At 39.5% G+C, this 19,479-nt stretch carries 23 protein-coding genes and 1 pseudogene; 15 read left to right on the top strand and 9 right to left on the bottom strand.

The annotated features are described in order from the left end of the window. Positions 1–40 precede the first annotated feature (40 nt). From SB49_RS00880 to SB49_RS00870, 4 genes and pseudogenes are all read right to left on the bottom strand, one after another. The gene (locus SB49_RS00880) at positions 41–1,048 is read right to left on the bottom strand and encodes a potassium channel family protein (protein WP_062052982.1); all 1,008 of its coding nucleotides are present in this window, start codon (positions 1,046–1,048) and stop codon (positions 41–43) included. Between the two features lie 2 nt (positions 1,049–1,050). After that, positions 1,051–1,278 carry a PspC domain-containing protein gene (locus tag SB49_RS16155; RefSeq protein ID WP_082591046.1) on the bottom strand — a complete coding sequence of 76 codons (228 nt, stop codon included), beginning with the start codon at positions 1,276–1,278 and terminating at the stop codon, positions 1,051–1,053. A 9-nt stretch (positions 1,279–1,287) separates the two neighbouring features. Further along, a pseudogene (locus SB49_RS00875) lies at positions 1,288–2,570 on the bottom strand (DUF2851 family protein). 79 nt (positions 2,571–2,649) lie between these two features. Further along, positions 2,650–2,961: a rhodanese-like domain-containing protein gene (locus SB49_RS00870; protein ID WP_062058718.1), complete on the bottom strand. Its 312-nt coding sequence runs from the start codon at positions 2,959–2,961 to the stop codon at positions 2,650–2,652. A 157-nt stretch (positions 2,962–3,118) separates the two neighbouring features. Here SB49_RS00870 and SB49_RS00865 point away from each other — a divergent pair, with 157 nt between their 5' ends. From SB49_RS00865 to SB49_RS15995, 14 genes are all read left to right on the top strand, one after another. Beyond that, the gene (locus SB49_RS00865; protein ID WP_062052981.1) at positions 3,119–3,565 is read left to right on the top strand and encodes a MarR family winged helix-turn-helix transcriptional regulator; all 447 of its coding nucleotides are present in this window, start codon (positions 3,119–3,121) and stop codon (positions 3,563–3,565) included. Positions 3,566–3,584: 19 nt separating this feature from the next. Next, on the top strand, positions 3,585–4,217 hold the full coding sequence (locus SB49_RS00860) for an NAD(P)H-dependent oxidoreductase (protein ID WP_062052979.1): 633 nt from the start codon (positions 3,585–3,587) through the stop codon (positions 4,215–4,217). Between the two features lie 31 nt (positions 4,218–4,248). After that, positions 4,249–4,827: a YceI family protein gene (locus tag SB49_RS00855; RefSeq protein ID WP_062052977.1), complete on the top strand. Its 579-nt coding sequence runs from the start codon at positions 4,249–4,251 to the stop codon at positions 4,825–4,827. A gap of 267 nt (positions 4,828–5,094) precedes the next feature. After that, entirely contained in the window at positions 5,095–6,492 is a 1,398-nt protein-coding gene (locus SB49_RS00850; RefSeq protein WP_062052975.1) for an anthranilate synthase component I family protein, read from the top strand. Between the two features lie 56 nt (positions 6,493–6,548). Further along, positions 6,549–7,112 carry an anthranilate synthase component II gene (locus SB49_RS00845; protein WP_062052973.1) on the top strand — a complete coding sequence of 188 codons (564 nt, stop codon included), beginning with the start codon at positions 6,549–6,551 and terminating at the stop codon, positions 7,110–7,112. Between the two features lie 116 nt (positions 7,113–7,228). Continuing rightward, positions 7,229–8,224, top strand: a complete 996-nt coding sequence (gene trpD, locus SB49_RS00840) for an anthranilate phosphoribosyltransferase (protein ID WP_062058715.1) — start codon at positions 7,229–7,231, stop codon at positions 8,222–8,224. 47 nt (positions 8,225–8,271) lie between these two features. Next, positions 8,272–9,060, top strand: coding sequence for an indole-3-glycerol phosphate synthase TrpC (trpC, locus tag SB49_RS00835; protein WP_062052971.1), 789 nt, complete (start codon positions 8,272–8,274; stop codon positions 9,058–9,060). A gap of 55 nt (positions 9,061–9,115) precedes the next feature. Continuing rightward, positions 9,116–9,784 (top strand): phosphoribosylanthranilate isomerase, encoded by a 669-nt coding sequence (locus SB49_RS00830; protein ID WP_235537797.1) that lies wholly within the window; start codon positions 9,116–9,118, stop codon positions 9,782–9,784. A 12-nt stretch (positions 9,785–9,796) separates the two neighbouring features. Then, a complete protein-coding gene (trpB, locus tag SB49_RS00825; RefSeq protein ID WP_062052969.1) occupies positions 9,797–10,981 on the top strand; it encodes a tryptophan synthase subunit beta in 1,185 nt (394 codons plus the stop codon). Positions 10,982–10,991: 10 nt separating this feature from the next. Beyond that, complete coding sequence (trpA, locus tag SB49_RS00820) at positions 10,992–11,753, top strand: tryptophan synthase subunit alpha (RefSeq protein WP_062052967.1); 762 nt, start codon at positions 10,992–10,994, stop codon at positions 11,751–11,753. A 39-nt stretch (positions 11,754–11,792) separates the two neighbouring features. Then, entirely contained in the window at positions 11,793–12,020 is a 228-nt protein-coding gene (locus tag SB49_RS00815; protein ID WP_062052965.1) for a hypothetical protein, read from the top strand. Positions 12,021–12,119: 99 nt separating this feature from the next. After that, entirely contained in the window at positions 12,120–13,616 is a 1,497-nt protein-coding gene (locus SB49_RS00810) for a M20/M25/M40 family metallo-hydrolase (RefSeq protein WP_062052962.1), read from the top strand. 272 nt (positions 13,617–13,888) lie between these two features. Beyond that, positions 13,889–15,265, top strand: a complete 1,377-nt coding sequence (locus SB49_RS00805; protein ID WP_062052960.1) for an FAD-containing oxidoreductase — start codon at positions 13,889–13,891, stop codon at positions 15,263–15,265. Between the two features lie 87 nt (positions 15,266–15,352). Continuing rightward, positions 15,353–15,517, top strand: a complete 165-nt coding sequence (locus SB49_RS15995; protein ID WP_156036434.1) for a hypothetical protein — start codon at positions 15,353–15,355, stop codon at positions 15,515–15,517. Between the two features lie 42 nt (positions 15,518–15,559). Here the strand turns inward: SB49_RS15995 and SB49_RS00800 are convergent, their stop codons facing one another. Then, the gene (locus tag SB49_RS00800; protein ID WP_062052958.1) at positions 15,560–16,243 is read right to left on the bottom strand and encodes a uracil-DNA glycosylase family protein; all 684 of its coding nucleotides are present in this window, start codon (positions 16,241–16,243) and stop codon (positions 15,560–15,562) included. Positions 16,244–16,412: 169 nt separating this feature from the next. Here SB49_RS00800 and SB49_RS00795 point away from each other — a divergent pair, with 169 nt between their 5' ends. Beyond that, a complete protein-coding gene (locus tag SB49_RS00795) occupies positions 16,413–16,541 on the top strand; it encodes a 30S ribosomal protein THX (protein ID WP_082591140.1) in 129 nt (42 codons plus the stop codon). A gap of 2 nt (positions 16,542–16,543) precedes the next feature. Here the strand turns inward: SB49_RS00795 and SB49_RS00790 are convergent, their stop codons facing one another. The 4 genes from SB49_RS00790 to SB49_RS00775 all read right to left on the bottom strand — a co-directional run bounded on the left by SB49_RS00790 (position 16,544) and on the right by SB49_RS00775 (position 19,459). Continuing rightward, entirely contained in the window at positions 16,544–16,939 is a 396-nt protein-coding gene (locus SB49_RS00790; RefSeq protein ID WP_145758335.1) for a hypothetical protein, read from the bottom strand. 27 nt (positions 16,940–16,966) lie between these two features. Continuing rightward, entirely contained in the window at positions 16,967–17,728 is a 762-nt protein-coding gene (yaaA, locus tag SB49_RS00785) for a peroxide stress protein YaaA (RefSeq protein WP_062052952.1), read from the bottom strand. A 105-nt stretch (positions 17,729–17,833) separates the two neighbouring features. Next, a complete protein-coding gene (locus SB49_RS00780; protein ID WP_062052950.1) occupies positions 17,834–18,865 on the bottom strand; it encodes an RluA family pseudouridine synthase in 1,032 nt (343 codons plus the stop codon). A 3-nt stretch (positions 18,866–18,868) separates the two neighbouring features. Continuing rightward, positions 18,869–19,459, bottom strand: coding sequence for a PASTA domain-containing protein (locus SB49_RS00775; protein WP_062052949.1), 591 nt, complete (start codon positions 19,457–19,459; stop codon positions 18,869–18,871). Between the last annotated feature and the right edge of the window lie 20 nt (positions 19,460–19,479).

The following is a 19,479-nucleotide window of genomic DNA, read 5'->3' as shown; positions in this document are numbered from 1 at the left end:
AAAAAAAATCTTCGGAATCAAGTATTATATTGAAATAACATCAGTCAATGTGGAACATTTCGTTCAATTTCTTAATTTGCTCAGGGCGCCCCAATACAATCACCTTGCTTTTGGGCTGCATCTGCAAATCTGCTTCGGGGTTGATGATATAATTACCATCGGGCTCAATATACCCTATAATGGTACATCCTGTCTTCCTCCGCAAGTCCAGATCCCTTAAGGAACTACAATTTACTTCATTTGTAAAATCCTCTATAGCAATTTCCTCCAAATTGGTTGTATGCTCCCCTTCCATGGACAATTTATCCATAAAAGTGATCAAATCTGGCATCACCACCAAAGAGGCCATATGATCCCCACCGATCTTGTCCGGCATGATCACCTTATCCGCACCTGCCAATTGCAATTTCTTTTGAGAGGTGGCCAAGGAAGCGCGACTAATGATAAATAATTCTTTGTTCAGTTGCCTTGCCGAGAGTACCACGAATAAGTTTGCGGCATCATCTGGCATTGCAGCAATTAAATATTGCGCCTTCTCAACACCGGCCTCTTTCAATACTTCATCATCAATAGCATCTCCCTCTACAAACAAGATATCGTTTTCATATTTTTCTATTACCTCCTTATCCTTCTCAACTACAACAAATGGCCTGTTAAAAACGCTAAGTCGCTCTGTGGCTTGCATCCCATTTCTACCAAAACCACAGACAATGACATGCTTGGACAAACTATTGATTTTTTGTTTCACTTTTTTCTTTTTTAAAAGTTGAAGGGAGTTTCTCCCCAAAATGTATTCTGTAATAACGGAAATGGCAAATGCAAATATAAAAACACTGGCAATGATCAAAAAGACGGTAAAGATCTTAGCTACCGTATCCAAAGGTTTCACTTCTGAAAAACCCACGGTGGTTACGGTAATGACCGTCATGTAAAAGGCATCCAGCCAACTGTATTCAGATAAATACCTATACCCTAATATTCCAATGGCCAAGACACCCAGTACCATTACCAAGGCCAAATATATTTTAGAACGAAAAAGTTTTATCATAGTTAAAGATCAAATACAGAGGTGCGCTTGGTGTATAGCAAGTCCTTTATTTTTAGCCAAAAAGCGAGAAATAGATAAACCGCAAATCCAAAGCCCAGCGTGACAAAGGTTAGATAAATAAACGTCGTCCTAACTACTCGAGCCCTTATTCCCAGGCGTTCCGCAATGCGCCGACATACCTCAAATCCTCTTTTTTGAAGATAGTATAATAAACGATAGAAAGAATCCATGGTCTAAAATTAATTATTTCTGCCCAATATACTAATACCTACGGGACATTGAAGACATTTATTTTTAGTACAAAAGGAATTGTACAATTGTAATAGGCCTTGCCCCTCCATACCACTATCACAGGACACCCCGAGTTCCTGAAAGTTAGAAATAACCGAATTCTCTTCAGGTTTCAATGCTGTAGCAAGATCCATGATGATATTGGAACCTAGCTTTCCTTTAGAGCGATCATAACAAAATTTCAAGGGTATAAGAGCGTTGACAAGGATTAAATCTACAAAGGAATGGGATAATTTTTTCACTTGCTTTTTGGATTCCTTGCCAAAATTGAAATGGGTTGTCCAATACGGGCTGGCAGTAATCGTGAACACATCATAAATTTCATTAATGGTTTTGGCCTCCATCAGTTTGCTGAAAAGATGTTCTTGGTTACCGTATAGCGAAGCAATTTGGGATAACCTGATGGTAGGAAAGTTATGGGGACGTAGTTTAAAAAAGTCTGGTTTTAATGGTGTAGTTCCCGCTAATGAATATTTAACGGAAGATAATTGTACTCCTTTTTTAGGTTGAGATAATGTTCATCCAAAATGGAGTCGTCTTCCAAGAATCCGGCAGCACCCATTAAAAGACTTTCTAATAAAATGGCATCCTTGTTCAATTTTCTGATTATTGGAAAAGGGATTGCTTTTCCGATTTCAAAAAAAGCTTCTCCATTGATTTTTGTACCAAAACTTTTCATAAGCAATAAAAAAAGGACCTGCTCCCAATCATGATTATGTTCTTTGAGCAACTGATCAATTAAAACGGACCTTGCTTCCAAACGCTCAAAATAAAGGCGCTCCAGCCAATTTTTAAATTTAAAATCATCAAATTCCTTTATGTTTCCTCCGCAATTAAGAAATGATGTTTTTCTCTTTGAAAACAATTCTGAGTAGGAATCCAACAAGGATTGTGGGATATAATCCTTTAATTGAAGTGTAGGAACCTTAGTTTTATCAGTTCTAAAAATATGGGCATCGTCTTCCCAAACCACATGAAGTATTACCGTATTGTACTTTTCATCTGTTTCATGATGGTGAGCATACCAATCTGAGGAGCGCAAATGCATTTCCACATTTCCAGCCCACAATTGACCTGCAATATATATTTGGGCATTGAAGAAATCCGGACCTGCCAATTGATTGTGCCTTCCGAAATTTTTTACAATAATGGGTTCTCCCTCAACGGTTCTTAAATCTTGGCTAAGCAGTTTTTTATACTTCCAGATAAAATGCAATAAATCTTCACGCATCTTCCCAAGATAAAAAAATCCCGCCAAATACAGAAAAATATCTATACTTGGCGGGACCCTATAATTTTAAAAAATATCCTTAATCTACGACTGCACCTTTCCACTTCATAAATCCACCTTCTAAATTATAGGCGTTTTTAAAACCTGCATTGTTCATTATGGCACATGCTTGTCCGCTCCTATTTCCAGACCTGCAGTACACATAATAATTTTTCGATTTGTCCAATTTCTCCAATTCCTCTAAAAATTCTTGACCTAAATAGATGTCTATATTGCTAGAACCTGGGATATATCCTTCTTCAACCTCTTCGGAAGTGCGAACATCCAAAATAAATGCGTTATCGTCTTGTTCTAACTGAGAACTCCACTCTTCTTGTGATAAATTTGCCATTTTTTCAATTTTATGGACCAAAAATAAGTCTTTTTCGGTAATAATTGGCAATACGCCACGTATCAAATCCCCTTTAAGTTTAACAAAATATTATAGTGGGCCCTATTGCAGACATGAAAATTCAACTTACATTTGTATATACAATTGTTGTATTAACATGAATGTAGAAGAGATCATAAAAACGGAAAAGACTATTCCATTGGAAAGCAGGACACTTATTCATTTGAGCTTGGTAGAGCACAAAATAAATGAGGTTATTTCCAATGCGCTTAAACCGCATGAAGTATCGCTTCAACAATTTAATGTATTGAGAATCCTTAGGGGCCAAAAAGGCAAACCTGCCAATCTTTCTACCTTAAATGAAAGAATGGTTACCAAAATGAGCAATACTACAAGGTTGGTGGACAAGTTGATTGCTAAAGGGTATGTAGACCGTGTTACCTGTGAGAGCAATAGACGTAAGGTAGAGATCAACATAACCGCTGAAGGTAAAGAGGCTTTGTTGGCAATGGACAAGGCCATGAAAAAATCCGAAATGTCTGTGGTGAAAAACTTTACGGAAGAGGATCTAAAATTATTAAATAAGCTATTAGATAAATTTTAATTTAAAACCAGGAATGATAATGAGTACCTATATAGAAAGTTTAAATTGGCGTTATGCCACCAAAAAATTTGATGCTACTAAAAAAGTGTCGAAAGAAGATTTGGATTCCTTATTGGAAGCAACAAAATTGAGCGCTTCTTCTTTTGGCTTACAACCTTACCAAATATTTGTTGTAGAAAATGCTGAAATAAGGTCTAAATTAAGGCCTGCTGCATGGGACCAGTCACAAATCACGGATGCTTCCCATCTCATAGTTTTGGCCAATCAAAATACATTTGGGGCTGAGCTGGTAGAGGAATATGTGGAGAACGTAAGTGCAACACGAGGAATCCCTGCAGAAGGATTGAAGGGATACGCTGATTTTATGAAATCGAAATTGGTACCGCTTTCCGAAGATGCCAAGGCGGTTTGGACAGCGAAACAAACCTACATCGCCCTAGGCAACCTATTATCGGCAGCAGCGATCAACAAAATTGATGCCTGTCCCATGGAAGGTTTTGATGCAGACCAATTCAACAACATTTTAGGCTTAACCGAAAAGGGGTTGAACACATCCGTATTGGTAGCTATAGGATATCGTTCTGAGGAAGACGAAACACAGCATTACAAGAAAGTAAGAAAATCCAAAGAGAATTTAATTACACATATATAAACAACAAGCATTAACTTTAAAAATTAAAACAATGAGAAAAAGCGTATTTAGTTTAGTATTGGCAATAGTTGTAGGATCTACAGCATTTGCATCCACTCCTATTGAAGTAGAAAAGAAAGAAGTAAAAACAGCTGAAAGTACCGTAACTTGGAAAGGGTACAAGGTTACAGGATCCCATTATGGAACTATCAACCTAAAGGAAGGTTCATTGATGTTTGATGGAGATCAATTAACAGGTGGCGAATTTGTAGTAGATATGACTTCTTTGATCTCTACTGATTTAGAAGGTGAGTCTAAAGGAAAGTTGGAAGGACATTTAAAATCAGATGATTTTTTCGGTGTAGAGAGCAATCCAACATCCAAATTGGTTTTTACTAGCGTTAAAGCTACAGGTAAAAACTCCTACAAAGTAACGGGAGACCTTACTATCAAAGGAAAAACCAATCCGGTAACATTTGATGTTTCTGTATACGGTAACAAAGCGACGGCTACATTAAAAGTGGACCGTTCCAAATATGATGTTAAATACGGTTCAGGAAGTTTCTTCGATAACTTAGGAGACAAAACTATCTATGACGAATTCGATTTGGTGGTAGATTTAGCCTTCTAAATCCAATAATTTAAAATGTTTTAAACCTCACTTTTGTGGGGTTTTTTATTTTTTCCATAACAGCTGTTTGTCAATCTAAATTTCCTCCCTATATTTGGGGCTCAATGAAAAACAGAATAGCAAATACTTGGTGGTGGAAAAACTTACGAACAACGTCGTGAGCAGAGCATCATTGTAGTTATACTATATAAAAGGCTTGTCATCACGACAAGCCTTTTTTCATTTTTGCTAAAATTCATTTAAAGGACATTAAAATTGAGTACATCCATGAAATACGAATTAATTACCCATTATAAAAAAATCCTTGCGGATACCATTACCCCGGTAAGTGTCTACCTCAAGATAAGGGATAGGTTTCCAAATAGCATTCTATTGGAGAGTAGTGACTATCATGCAAATGACAATAGCTTTTCTTATATCTGTTGTAATCCCATTGCTTCAATCAAGGTAGAGCATGAATTGGTGTCACAACATTTTCCGGATGGCTCCAAAAAGGAGATTTCGATCAACAGCAATACGGACATACCATCTATCCTGGATGATTTCAGCAAGAAATTCCATGCTCAAAACAATGACTTTAAATTCATCAACAATGGTCTGTTCGGGTATATGGCCTATGACGCTGTGCGTTATTTCGAGGATTTAAACCTCACCAAAAAGGATAATAGCATCCTTATTCCGGATATCTATTATGCCGTTTATCAAAACATTATTGCCATTAATCATTTTAAGAATGAGGCTTATATTTTTGCCCATTGCCATAAAACTGAAAACAACATATCAGATATAGAGCAGATCTTAAGTGCCAAAAATTTCGCCTCCTTTAACTTTTCCAAAACCGGGGATCCCATCTCCAATTTAGAAGATGAGGAGTATAAGGAGCAGGTGGTATTGGCAAAAAAACACTGTCAAAGAGGTGATGTGTTCCAATTGGTTTTATCTAGAAGGTTTTCACAGGAATTCAAAGGGGACGAATTTAATGTGTACAGGGCTTTGCGCTCCGTTAACCCTTCCCCCTACCTATTTTATTTTGATTATGGAGATTTTAAAATATTTGGAAGCTCCCCAGAGGCCCAATTGATTGTAAAGGATGGCAAGGCCGAAATACACCCAATAGCGGGTACCTTTAAAAGAACAGGCAATGATGAACAGGATGCCTTACTAGCCAAACAACTAAAGGTTGATGACAAGGAAAACAGCGAACACGTAATGCTGGTCGATTTGGCCCGAAACGATCTTAGCCGTCATGGTACAGACGTGGTTGTAGAGAATTATAGGGAGGTGCAATTCTTCTCCCATGTGATACACTTGGTATCTAAGGTAACCGGGCAAAAGAAAAAAAATACGCCAACGATGAATGTTGTGGCGGATACTTTCCCTGCAGGAACCTTAAGTGGTGCCCCTAAACACAGGGCAATGCAATTGATAGATAAATATGAAAAGACCAGCCGCGGCTACTACGGAGGGGCAATCGGTTTTATGGATTTCCACGGCAACTTTAACCATGCCATTATGATCAGAACCTTTTTGAGCAAGAACCATGAATTACATTACCAAGCGGGAGCAGGCATCGTAGCGGCATCAAACTCAGATGACGAATTACAGGAAACCTACAACAAACTGGGAGCATTGACCAAAGCCCTTGAAATAGCGGAGACCATTTAAAAAGACAAAGTATTAGTTCACCAATCCGTTTTTAATCGGGATAGTAAAAAGAGGAAATGAAAAACATACTAGTAATAGATAATTACGACAGCTTCACGTATAATCTTGTACATTATTTGGAAGATTTAAATTGTGAGGTGACCGTAAAAAGAAATGACCAATTGAACTCGGACGAGGTAGTACCTTTCGACAAGATAGTTCTTTCACCGGGACCAGGTATTCCTGATGAAGCAGGTCTTTTAAAGGAAATCATTGCCACTTATGCCCCTACTAAAAGCATCTTTGGGGTTTGTTTGGGGCAACAGGCCATTGCGGAAGTTTTTGGGGGTTCCTTGGATAATCTAGATCAGGTTTATCATGGCATAGCAACGAAGATAACCGTTATAAAAGACGACATCCTTTTTAAGGGAATGCCAAAGGAAATTGAAGTAGGTCGCTACCACTCATGGGTAGTAAACACTAATCTACCTTTGTCCCTTGAAGTCACATCGGTTGATGAAAACGGACAGATAATGTCCCTTCGGCATAAGGAATATGATGTGTGTGCCGTCCAGTTTCATCCAGAATCGGTGCTAACTCCAGAAGGAAAGATGATGCTGAAAAATTGGGTAGAAAATTAATACACAAAGCCCCAAAAGGCCATCTGTAATACTGGCCAACATTTATAATATATAGCTGGGAATTCAAAGGATTGTTTACTGGAAACATCTCAAAAAACCCTATAACAGATAAGAAAATGAAACAGATTTTAAATAGATTGATCAACCACGATGTCCTCTCTAAAGCGGATGCCAAACAAGTTTTGGTAAATATTGCCAAAGGGGATTACAATACCAGCCAGATTGCTGCATTTCTTACCGTGTACATGATGAGAAGTGTCACTATTGAAGAGTTGGAAGGATTTAGGGATGCCCTTTTGGAACTTTGTCTGGCCGTAGACCTTTCTGCATACAATCCAATTGATCTTTGTGGTACGGGTGGGGATGGCAAAGACACCTTTAACATTTCTACCTTGTCCTCATTTGTAACAGCAGGGGCAGGGATCAAAGTAACCAAACACGGAAATTACGGGGTATCCTCCACCTGTGGCAGTAGTAACGTCATGGAGTTTTTGGGAATTAAATTCAGTAGCGATCCTGGTTTTCTTGAAAAGTCGATAGACGAAGCTGGTATTTGTGTCTTACACGCCCCATTATTCCACCCGGCCATGAAAAATGTGGCTCCCATTAGAAGGGAATTAGGGGTAAAAACATTCTTCAATATGTTGGGGCCCATGGTCAATCCTGCCTTTCCAAAAAACCAAATGGTAGGCGTTTTTAATCTTGAGCTCGCCAGAATGTACGGCTACCTGTATCAAAAAACCGATATTAACTTCACTGTATTGCATGCTCTGGATGGTTATGACGAAATTTCCCTGACCGGGAATACCAAAACTATCTCCAACCATTCTGAAGCCATATTAAAACCATCAGATTTTGGGGTGGAAACCATTTTACAATCGGAGATTACAGGTGGAGAAAGTATAGAGGAGTCTGCCCAAATTTTCCTGAATGTCCTTCAGGGCAAGGGCACGGACCCACAGAACAATGTAGTTTGTGCCAACGCAGGAGTGGCAATTGCCACAGTGAAAAATGTAAGTCCCAAAGAAGGCTTTGAATTAGCTAAAGAGTCATTGCTATCCGGCAAAGGATTGGCAGCCCTTAAAAAACTTCAGGCCATTAGTGCACAATAACTTAACTATTAAAAACCCACACTAAACCATAACGGTCTCGAGAACAAATGAATATATTAGATAAAATAGTCCTGGATAAGCGTAAGGAGGTCAATTTAAAAAAATTGATCATCCCCACCTCACAATTGGAAGCTTCGGCCCTATTTGAACGGCCAACAAATTCACTTGCAAAAGCTTTGCAACATAGTGACACCGGAATTATTGCGGAACACAAACGAAGATCACCTTCAAAAGCGGTGATCAATCAAAACCTCAATGTGCAAGATGTAGCCACTGGCTATGAAAATGCAGGTGTATGTGGGATGTCGGTACTAACGGATGGAAAATATTTTGGAGGTTCAATGGATGATTTACTGCTAGCAAGGGCATCGGTAAATATGCCATTGCTGCGCAAAGAATTTATAATAGATGAGTATCAAATCTTGGAGGCAAAGTCCTATGGGGCCGATGTCATTCTATTGATCGCGGCTATTTTATCGAGAGATGAAATAAAGGCCTTTTCGGAATTTGCAAAAAATCTGAACCTCAACGTTTTATTGGAAGTGCACAACGAAGAGGAACTTCACAAATCCATTATGCCCAGCTTGGACATGTTGGGGGTGAACAACAGAAATCTAAAAACATTTGAAGTCAGTTTGGAAACAAGCAAAGTCCTGTCTACCATTATACCAGATGATTTTGTAAAAGTCTCCGAAAGTGGTATCAGTTCCATAGATGCTATCCAAGAATTGAAGAACTATGGATACAAAGGGTTTTTAATAGGCGAAAATTTCATGAAGACAGAAAATCCTGGGAATAGCGCCCAACAATTTATAAATTCCTTAAAAAGGGCCTGATAAATTGAAAAGATCCACAGTATATTAGAAAAAGTAGGGGTTAACAATCAGCAATATGATAAATTCTTTCAAAAACCAAGAAATCAAGATCAAGGTCTGCGGGATGAAATATGCAGAGAACATGGAAGCGGTTGCTCAATTAGGGCCAGATTACCTAGGGTTCATTTTCTGGGAACCTTCCAAACGTGTTTTTACAGGGGATTTGGGTAGGCTACCATCTTCGATAAAAAGGGTAGGTGTTTTTGTAGATGCCCCCATTGATGAAATTATTCAAAAAGCTTTAAAATTTGAACTCCAGGCCGTACAATTACATGGTACGGAATCCCCAAAATTCTGTAAGGATCTTAAGGAAAACCATACTATTCAGCAGCTGGGCAACTTGGAGATCATAAAGGTGTTCTCCATTAAGGATGATTTCGATTTTTCCGTTCTGGCGGAGTATGAAGCAGTGTGTGATTATTACTTATTCGACACCAAAGGCCAGTTGCCGGGCGGTAACGGATATACTTTTAGTTGGGAGGTCCTAAAATACTACCCCTCTACCAAACCTTTTTTTCTGAGTGGAGGTATTGGACTGGAAGAGCTTGATAAGCTAGCGACTTTTCTACAAAGGCCAGAATCCCAATTTTGCCACGCCATAGACGTAAATAGCAGGTTTGAGGTGGAACCGGGGAGAAAGCAAATTGAGAAACTTAAAATATTTATGCAATTTTTACGAAAATAAAAATTTAAGACAATGACATTTAACGTAGACGAAAAAGGATATTATGGGGATTTCGGCGGGGCTTATATTCCGGAAATGCTCTATCCCAACGTAGAAAATCTGAGGGAGAATTATTTGCAGATTATGGCCGAACCTTCCTTTAAGGAAGAGTTTGACCAATTGTTGAAAGATTATGTGGGCAGGCCCACTCCCCTATATTTTGCCAAGCGCTTATCCGATAAATACAATACAAAAATCTACCTAAAAAGGGAGGACCTCAACCACACCGGGGCTCATAAGATCAATAATACGATAGGTCAGATCTTAATGGCCAAACGTTTAGGAAAATCTCGGATCATTGCTGAAACCGGAGCAGGACAACATGGTGTTGCCACCGCCACAGTATGTGCCCTTATGGGTATGGAATGTATAGTTTATATGGGAGAGATAGATATCGCACGCCAAGCACCTAATGTGGCCCGCATGAAAATGTTGGGGGCACAGGTGCGTCCCGCCCTTTCCGGAAGCAGGACTTTAAAAGACGCCACTAATGAGGCTATACGGGATTGGATCAACAATCCTGTGGATACCCATTATATTATTGGTTCCGCGATTGGCCCTCACCCCTATCCCGATATGGTGACCAGATTTCAGGCGGTGATTTCAGAAGAGATCAAGTGGCAGTTGAAAGAAAAGGAAGGGAAAGAAAACCCAGATTACGTCGTTGCCTGTATTGGAGGTGGTAGTAACGCCGCCGGGACGTATTATCATTTCCTTCATGAAGAAGAGGTAGGTATTATTGCCGTTGAAGCCGCAGGAAAAGGCGTGGATTCCGGTGAAAGTGCCGCTACGTCAGCTTTGGGCAAGGAAGGCATTATCCATGGATGCAAAACCTTGTTGATGCAGACTTTGGACGGACAAATTACCGAACCCTATTCCATTTCGGCAGGTTTGGATTACCCAGGAGTTGGACCGATGCACGCCCATCTTTACAAGACAGCAAGAGCCGAATTTATTTCGATTACGGACGATGACGCTATGCAGGCAGGCCTGGAGCTTTCCAAAATGGAAGGCATCATCCCTGCTATAGAAACTTCGCATGCCCTTGCCATTTTTGAACACAGAAAATTTAAACCCGATGATGTAGTGGTCATCAACCTATCTGGTCGCGGCGATAAGGATCTAAATACGTACATAGAATATTTTAATTTGGCTTAGAACCCACAATATGAATAGAATCAATCAGAAATTACAAGATAGCAAGAAGTTACTCTCCATATATTTTACTGCTGGATACCCCAATTTGAACGATACCGTAAAAATCATTCAGGACTTGGAGAAAAATGGGGTGGACATGATAGAGATAGGATTGCCCTTCAGCGATCCCTTGGCCGATGGTCCGACCATTCAGGCAAGCTCTACTCAAGCCCTTAAAAATGGCATGAACACAGCCCTTCTTTTTGAACAATTAAAGGATATTAGAGAAACGGTCTCCATCCCCTTGATCGTGATGGGGTATTTTAACCCTATGCTTCAATTTGGTGTAGAGGCCTTCTGTAAAAAATGTCAGGAAATAGGGATAGATGGCATTATCATGCCCGATCTGCCATTAGATGTGTATCAAGACAAGTACGAGCATATTTTCAAAGCAAACGGACTTGCCAATATCTTCCTGATTACCCCTCAGACGAGTGATGCCCGTATTCGACAAATCGATGCAGCTTCCGACGCCTTTATCTATATGGTGAGCTCTGCAAGCGTAACAGGCTCCCAAGATGGTTTTGGGAACAGCCAGGAAGATTATTTCAATAGGATTGCCAATATGAATCTTATAAATCCTCAAATTGTAGGATTTGGAATCAGCAATTCAGAAACCTTTGACCAGGCTACTAAAAAAACAAAAGGAGCCATTATTGGTTCGGCATTCATTAAGCATTTAACGTATAAGGGAGTAAAAGACCTTGGGGAATTTGTAAAATCCATTCGCTAAAAGATTCCCTTCCATCTAAATTTAATTCAGGCAACTTCTATGGATTTAATCAACAACTGGAAAATAGTCTTGCTGTTATGTCTGACCATAGGACTGGCCCCCTTTGTTCCGGAACCTCATATTTTAGGGAAATTAAAATGGATAATGGGCGGTGCCGCGGGCATGCAACCCATGGATTGGTTCGATGTTTTGCTGCATGGCTTCCCTTTCATATTACTTATAAGACTGCTACTTTTAAAAATAAAAACAAAACCAACAAAAAGCTAAAATAGCCTGTTGTTTAAGACTTATAAAAGAGGTTGGGTAAATACGCTTATTATAAAAGTATTCGCTAAATTTAGCTTTTTAAAATTCACTAGAACCTTCATGAAAAAATTACTGTTTCTATCAATATTCCTTGTGTTTTCTGCCATTTCTGCCCAAGAGGCCGTACCATTGAAATCAAGTGTAAGACACACTATTGATGAGTTAAGGGATTTTGTTTCCATTCCCAATGATGCCCTGGAACATGCAGATATCAACAGGAACATTACTTGGCTTACCAAAAAATTCAACGAACGCGGTTTTAATACTTCCGTATTGCCCACAGATGGGGAATCCCTATTTTTTGCAGCCCTACCCATGGAGGATTCCAAACCTACCATCTTATTTTATATGCATTTTGATGGCCAATCCGTTGATCCTTCCAAATGGGACCAGCCGAACCCCTATAATGTAGTATTAAAAGCTCCCGAAGGTGATGGGTGGAAAAACTTATCCTTTGATGAGCTCAATGATGATATCAATTACGAATGGCGATTGTTCGGTAGGTCTACCTCTGATGATAAAGGTCCAATTGTGATGTTTTTGAATACTATAGATCTTTTAAAGAAAGCAAACAAAGTTCTCCCGTATAACATTAAAGTAATACTGGATAGTGAAGAAGAAAAGAGCAGCGCTCCTTTGGCGAAGGCCGTTAAACAATACAAGGAACTTTTAAAGGCCGATTTCCTGATTATCAACGATGGACCGGTTCACAATTCTGGTAAACCCACGGTAATTTATGGCTGCAGGGGTATTACCACCCTCTCCCTGACCACCTATGGACCAGAAAAACCACAACATAGTGGCCATTATGGAAATTATGCCCCAAATCCAGGCTTTCAACTGGCTCAAGTATTGGCAAGCATGAAGGACACCAAAGGAAAAGTAATCATTGATGGGTTCTATAACGGTATTGCCTTGGATGAGGCCACCATGGGCATTTTAAAAAGTGTCCCTGATGATGAAACTGAAATAAAAAACAATCTTCAGATAAAAACGGCTGAAGAAGTTGGAAGCTTCTACCAAGAAGCACTGCAATACCCTTCATTGAATATCAGAGGACTGGGCTCGGGATGGATTGGAGATAAGGCACGTACCATTGTTCCTGAAAGTGCCACCGCTGAAATAGACCTCCGTTTGGTACCTGAAAGCGATGGAACCCGCCTAAAAAACCTGGTAAGGAAACATGTTGAAAAACAAGGCTTTTTCGTCACTGATAAGATCCCTACTAAAGAGGAGCGCCTAGCACACGATAAAATCATGACCATAACAGAAGGGACAGTAACCAATGCCTTTAGAACGGACCTGAATAATCCCTACGGTAATTTTTTGGTCGAGACCTTAAAAAACACCTTTAAAGAAGAAGTAGTACAAATACGTATAATGGGAGGAACTGTTCCTATTGCCCCGTTTATAAACGAATTAGAGATACCTGCCTTTATTGTCCCTTTGGTAAACCCGGACAACAATCAGCACAGTCCAAATGAAAATTTGAAAATTGGGCAAATAGCCTATGGGATTGAAGTATTTTATAATTTACTGAGTACTCCAAAACTATAAACATTCGGGTAGTGTTCTGAGAATTTATCAATTTAATATAATCGGATACGACTAAAAAAAAGACTTCCATCCCTGGAAGTCTTTTTTTTTGATCAGGTTATATTATTTCTCACTTGTCCAGAATAGCGCAAACAACCCAAAGGTTGACGTAAACAACTTTTGCCATTTATTTAATGGACCATAAAGCTTATATTTAGGTGAACAGTTTCTCATAGGCCATTATTCTGTATATCTGAACAAGGCTTTAAAACTAACACTGCAAAAGCCATGAAATGAAAAAATTTGACGTTATCATCATAGGATCTGGTCAGGCAGGCACGCCATTGGCCTTTAAGCTTGCCGGGATAGGCAAGGAAGTTGCCTTCATCGAAAAAGAACATTTTGGAGGAACATGTTTAAACACGGGCTGTACGCCCACCAAGGCCTATGTAGCCAGTGCCCGTAGAATGTTCGATACAAAAAATGGTGAAGAATTCGGCATCCATATTCCAGCTGGGGCCAGGACCGATCTGGCGAAAGTAAAAAAACGGAAAGATGATCTGATAAAAGGATCTGTTGAAGGCATAAAGAAGGGAATCAAAGACAATGAACATATAACACATATAGCCGGAACTGCCTCTTTTATTGGAGAAAAGACAATGGAAGTGAATGGAGAGGAAATCACGGCCGAAGAAATCTACATCAATGTCGGAGGCCGTCCAAGAATGCCTGAAGAATACAAGGCTGTGGGGCCCTTGAACAATCAAAGTATTTTAGAGCTTACCGAGCTTCCAGAACATCTCGTTATTGTTGGAGGAAGTTATATAGGATTGGAATTTGGTCAAATGTTCAAGCGCTTTGGTTGCGAAGTCACCATTGTAGAAAAAAATAGTGCTATTATAAGCCGGGAGGATGACGATATTTCCGCATCCATTCAAAAAACCCTGGAAAATGAAGGGGTGAAATTTCGTCTCAATGCCACTTGTATGGGAGCTAAAAAATTGGATGACGGGCAAATATGCGTCAATGTCAATTGTGACCAAGGGGAACCACAAGTGATAGGTACACATGTATTATTGGCCATTGGCCGGGTTCCCAATACGGACCTCCTGAACTTGGAAAAAGCTGGTATAAAAACTGATGAAAAGGGTTTTATAAAAGTCAACGATTATCTTGAAACCAATGTACCCGGTATTTATGCCCTGGGCGATTGTAATGGGGAAGGTGCCTTTACCCATACGGCCTACAATGATTTTGAAATTATTGCCAATCATAAATTGGAGGGAGGGAACCGTAAGGTTTCTGATAGAATCCTGACCTACGGGCTGTTTGTAGATCCGCCTCTAGGCCGTGCCGGCATGACCCTGTCCCAAGCCAAAAAAACCGGTAAAAAATTGTTGGTGGGCAAAAGGGAAATGAGCAAAATAGCCAGAGCAAAAGAAAAAGGGGAAACAGATGGCTTTATGCGTGTTGTTGTGGACGCTGAGACCATGCAAATAATGGGAGCCTCCATACTAGGGGTTGGAGGTGATGAGGTCGTAAGCGGGATATTGAACATCATGACCGCAAAACAACCGTATACCGTTATTCGCGATTCTGTTCAAATACACCCTACGGTAAGCGAACTCATTCCTACCCTATTAGAAGGATTAAAACCCATGGAAGATTGAAGGTTAACCGCTGATCCTTTAACATTTCCTAACAAAAGTTTATAGATGTATTAACTGGGCTTCTCTATAAGTAATAGTATATTGACTATGAACCTTAAAACAAAAAAAGAAATGGGAATTATAGACGATAAAAGATTAAAAAGAAAAACAGAACAAAAAAATCCTACCAATCCAACTGGAAATACAAATGTTGAGACCAACAAATTTGATATTGACGAGCAAACTATAAAAGATCAACAGAACAAAAAATAGTTAAGGAAGTTTTTGCCATCAACATATAGCACCTTATAACCATTAAAAAAATTGGCTATACTGTAAGACCCGAAAATCAATCGTATTGAATTTCGGGTCTTTCCTTTTCAATTCTTTGTACTTGGGCAAACTACCCACAGCTCTATTGGCAGCTCCAGAAGGAGCCGTTAGGGACACCGTTCTTATGGTTCGTTCCACTTCTATATTTTTCCCTGGTGAGGGCAGTTTAAACTCATGAATTCGCGGCACTTCATTTGAAATCAATTTCAATCGAAGTCCAAATTCATTTAAATGCTTTCTAAAGAAATATTCAGGGCCATTTTTACTGTTTCCTCCTGTAAATAGAAGGGTATGGACCTTTGGATATTCGTGAAGATACCCTATGACATTTCTAAGCTGTATTTGTTGCATTCCCAAATCGGAGGCATCAATTTTTAAACGCTCAGAACTGGCAACAATATCACATATTCCAATACCCCGTTTTCTTAAAAAATGCTGTCGTTGTGCGATTGCATGAAAGGTGGTCTCATATTCCAAGTTTAAATTAAATATCCGATCTAAAATTGGCCATAACTGCCCATCTCTGCTACCATAGGAAAAATCAACATCCCCTTCCTTAAGTTCTCCCGTAGTAAATCTAGGCGGGGGCAACGTGCCCACTATCAGTTTTGTGGCCCCTTCAAACAAGAAGGGTTCATAAGGATGTGTGTGCAAAAATGGTTTCATGGGTTCAAATAAGAGAATCCTGTTCAACTACACAAGGAAGATTGAAAAATAGTTTGGACCTACCAAATATTGAAATTGTATCCTGAGGTATCTGTGTCAAAAAAATAACGGCATGGGCTTGACCTTGACCTACGAATTCTTTAATTTTAAGAAACAAAAAAATAGAATTATGGGCAAAGGTGATATCAAATCCAAAAGAGGTAAAATTTCAAATAATTCCTACGGGGCCAGAAGAAAACGAAAGATCAAAAAAAGGCCAACAGTAGAGGAAAAAATTAAAATCGAAAAAAAGAAGTAGACTTAGTCCACCACAAATTGCAGTTGCACTTCCCCGGTCTCCAAGACATTGAGCTCATAAGTATAAAAGCCTGGTGGCAATGGATTCTCCCCAACAAAGTCGATCGGCTGAAGGATAAATACGCCCTCTTCCCCCGAGGTGATTTTTATATAATCGTAAGAATAGGCTGTCTCGTATTCCAAATATTCTGAAAACCCATTAGGGGCCACATTTTCATGAATCTTATCTTCTGCCCCGACCTGTACGGAGTCGAAATTAATAGCACTGACGTTTCTTACCCTGATATTTGCCAGGATAACGGAGTCATCCCTATCCGTGCATCCAAAACAAATCAATACAAGAAGTAATACTGCTGAAATTACTTTGCCCATCATCTGATCTTTTAAAATTAGTCTCAAATAATAAACGTTTATTGATGGGATATATTATCGCACGAAGACAGGTTCTTGCACATTTTCGGTGAACTGCTCACTGTAGGAATAACCATCTACATCAAATGCCCTAATATCCTCTAAAGTCTCGGCATTGGAATCCAAAATGTAACGTACCATGGAGCCCCTTGCCTTTTTGGCAAAAAAACTGATTACCTTGAGCTTATCGTTTTTCCAATCTTTAAAAACTGGCGTAATGATGGGCACTTTAAGAGACTTTTTATCAATGACACTGAAATACTCGTTACTGGCCAAATTTACAAACAACTCCTCATCCCCCAATTCTTCGTTTAGGTGGGCGGTTAGTTGCTTTTTCCAATATTCATACAGATTTTTCTTTCTCCCAATCTTCAGCTGGGTCCCCATTTCCAATCGATAGGGCTGCATCAGATCCAGAGGTTTTAGAATACCGTACTGCCCTGATAATATCCTTACCTTATTCTGTAAATTCTGTAGTTGTTGTTCCGGAATGGTGTAGGCATCCAAACCCTGATAAACATCCCCACTAAATGCATAAATAGCAGGTCTGGCATTTTCCTTGGTGAATGGCACTTTAAAATTCTGGTTCCTTTCCCAATTTAATTCTGCCAAATTATCAGAGATATCCATCAATTTTGACAGCGCTTTTGGCTTTTTTTTGGCCAATACCGCATTGAGTGCCTCAGCTTCCTTTAAAAAGACGGGTTGTGTAAATTTATCTGTGGGCAATTCACTTTCAAAATCGAGCGATTTTGCGGGCGATAGTACAATTTTCATTCTTTACTAAAATTTATATTTCTATTCGTCCTGTAAAAATAACACCTTCCAGCATTGATAAAATTGCCTTTCAAAAGGACTTTTCAATACTTCTATCGATGAATCTTATTCTTCCAGACTGTGCTTGGCATACTGTCGCCATTTATCAATACAATTGGCCATATCCTCAGGAATCTCCGAATCGAAACGCATAAATTCTCCAGTAACAGGATGGACAAAACCTAAGGTTTTTGCATGAAGGGCCTGCCTTGGCAAGATCTTGAAGGCATTGTCCACAAATTGCTTGTATTTGGTAAAGGTAGTTCCCTTTAATATTTTTTCTCCCCCGTAGCGTTCATCATTAAACAAGGTATGGCCTATATACTTCATATGCACCCGGATCTGATGGGTCCTTCCTGTTTCCAACTTACAGGAAACAACGGTAACATAGCCCAAACGTTCCAATACTTTATAGTGCGTAACCGCTTCCTTGCCTTGATCCCCCTCAGGAAAAACCTCCATTTGGAGACGGTTCTTAGGATTTCTGGCAATATGTCCTTCAATGGTGCCACTTTCATCCTCCACGTTGCCCCAGACGATGGCTATATATTCCCTTTCCGAGGTTTTATCATGGAATTGTTTTGCCAAATGCGTCATGGCCGCTTCTGTTTTGGCTACCACTAATAATCCAGAAGTATCTTTATCGATTCTATGAACAAGCCCTGGCCTTTCATCACTATTTAAGGGGAGCGAATCTATGTGGTGCAAAAGTGCATTGATCAAGGTGCCAGAATAATTGCCGTGACCAGGATGCACAACCATCCCAGGAGTTTTGTTTACCACCAACAGCACATCGTCCTCATAAACTATATTTAAAGGAATGTCCTCTGGAGTAAGAAGAAACTCATAGGGAGGATGCTCAAACATCACACGAACCTCATCTCCTGCCTTCACCTTATAGTTCGACTTAACTATGGAATCATTCACCCAAATATTTCCTTCTTTGGCTGCTTGTTGAATTTTGTTCCTTGTGGCGTTTTCAATAAAATTCATCAAAAATTTGTCAACCCTAAGTGGCTCTTGCCCCTTTCCGGCTACAAATTTGAAATGTTCAAATAACTCCTCTTCATTCAATTCCGGCCCATTTACCTCTTCCATATGTTATTCTTCTGATTCATCTTTAATGACAGCCCTTTCTGTTATTTCTCCCCTTCCACAGACAAGTTCAATTTTTGAAGTCTTGGGTAATTGATCCCCAGGTTTTATATATTTTCCTTTAAACCTAATCTCGTAAACCATATCCTTGCCCATTTCCTCAATGTAGGTAATACGTTGTACGTCCAGGCCTACTGCTCTTAATTTTGAAGTGGCATTACGGATAGAATTCTGTATAATGTCCGGGACAGTTACTTTGTTATACCCCGATGGGTTTACAGTAATATAAATTTTCCTGTTGGCTTTCACCTTGTTGCCAGCTGGTGGGTTCTGCTCAATCACCGAAAATCTCGGATAATCGGGATTGTAATTTGCGGAATCCAACACCTCATACCTCAGGTTGTTTTGCTCTATAACATCCCTCATGTCCGAAACCGATAATTTTGAAAGATCGGGCACGGTAATAAATTCACCGTGATTGGTTGAGCTTTTTAACCATTGCATAATTCCAAAAACCAATAGCACCAAAACCACTGCTGCCAGTGCCAATTGTTTCAAAAAAACCTTACTTCCCAAAAAACGGAAAAAATTCATCATACCTCTTTTAATAATCCGAA

The organism is Sediminicola sp. YIK13 (assembly GCF_001430825.1).
Classification (GTDB): domain Bacteria; phylum Bacteroidota; class Bacteroidia; order Flavobacteriales; family Flavobacteriaceae; genus Sediminicola.
The sequence above is the reverse complement of the archived record's forward strand: the minus strand, read 5'-3'. Positions and strand labels throughout refer to the sequence as shown.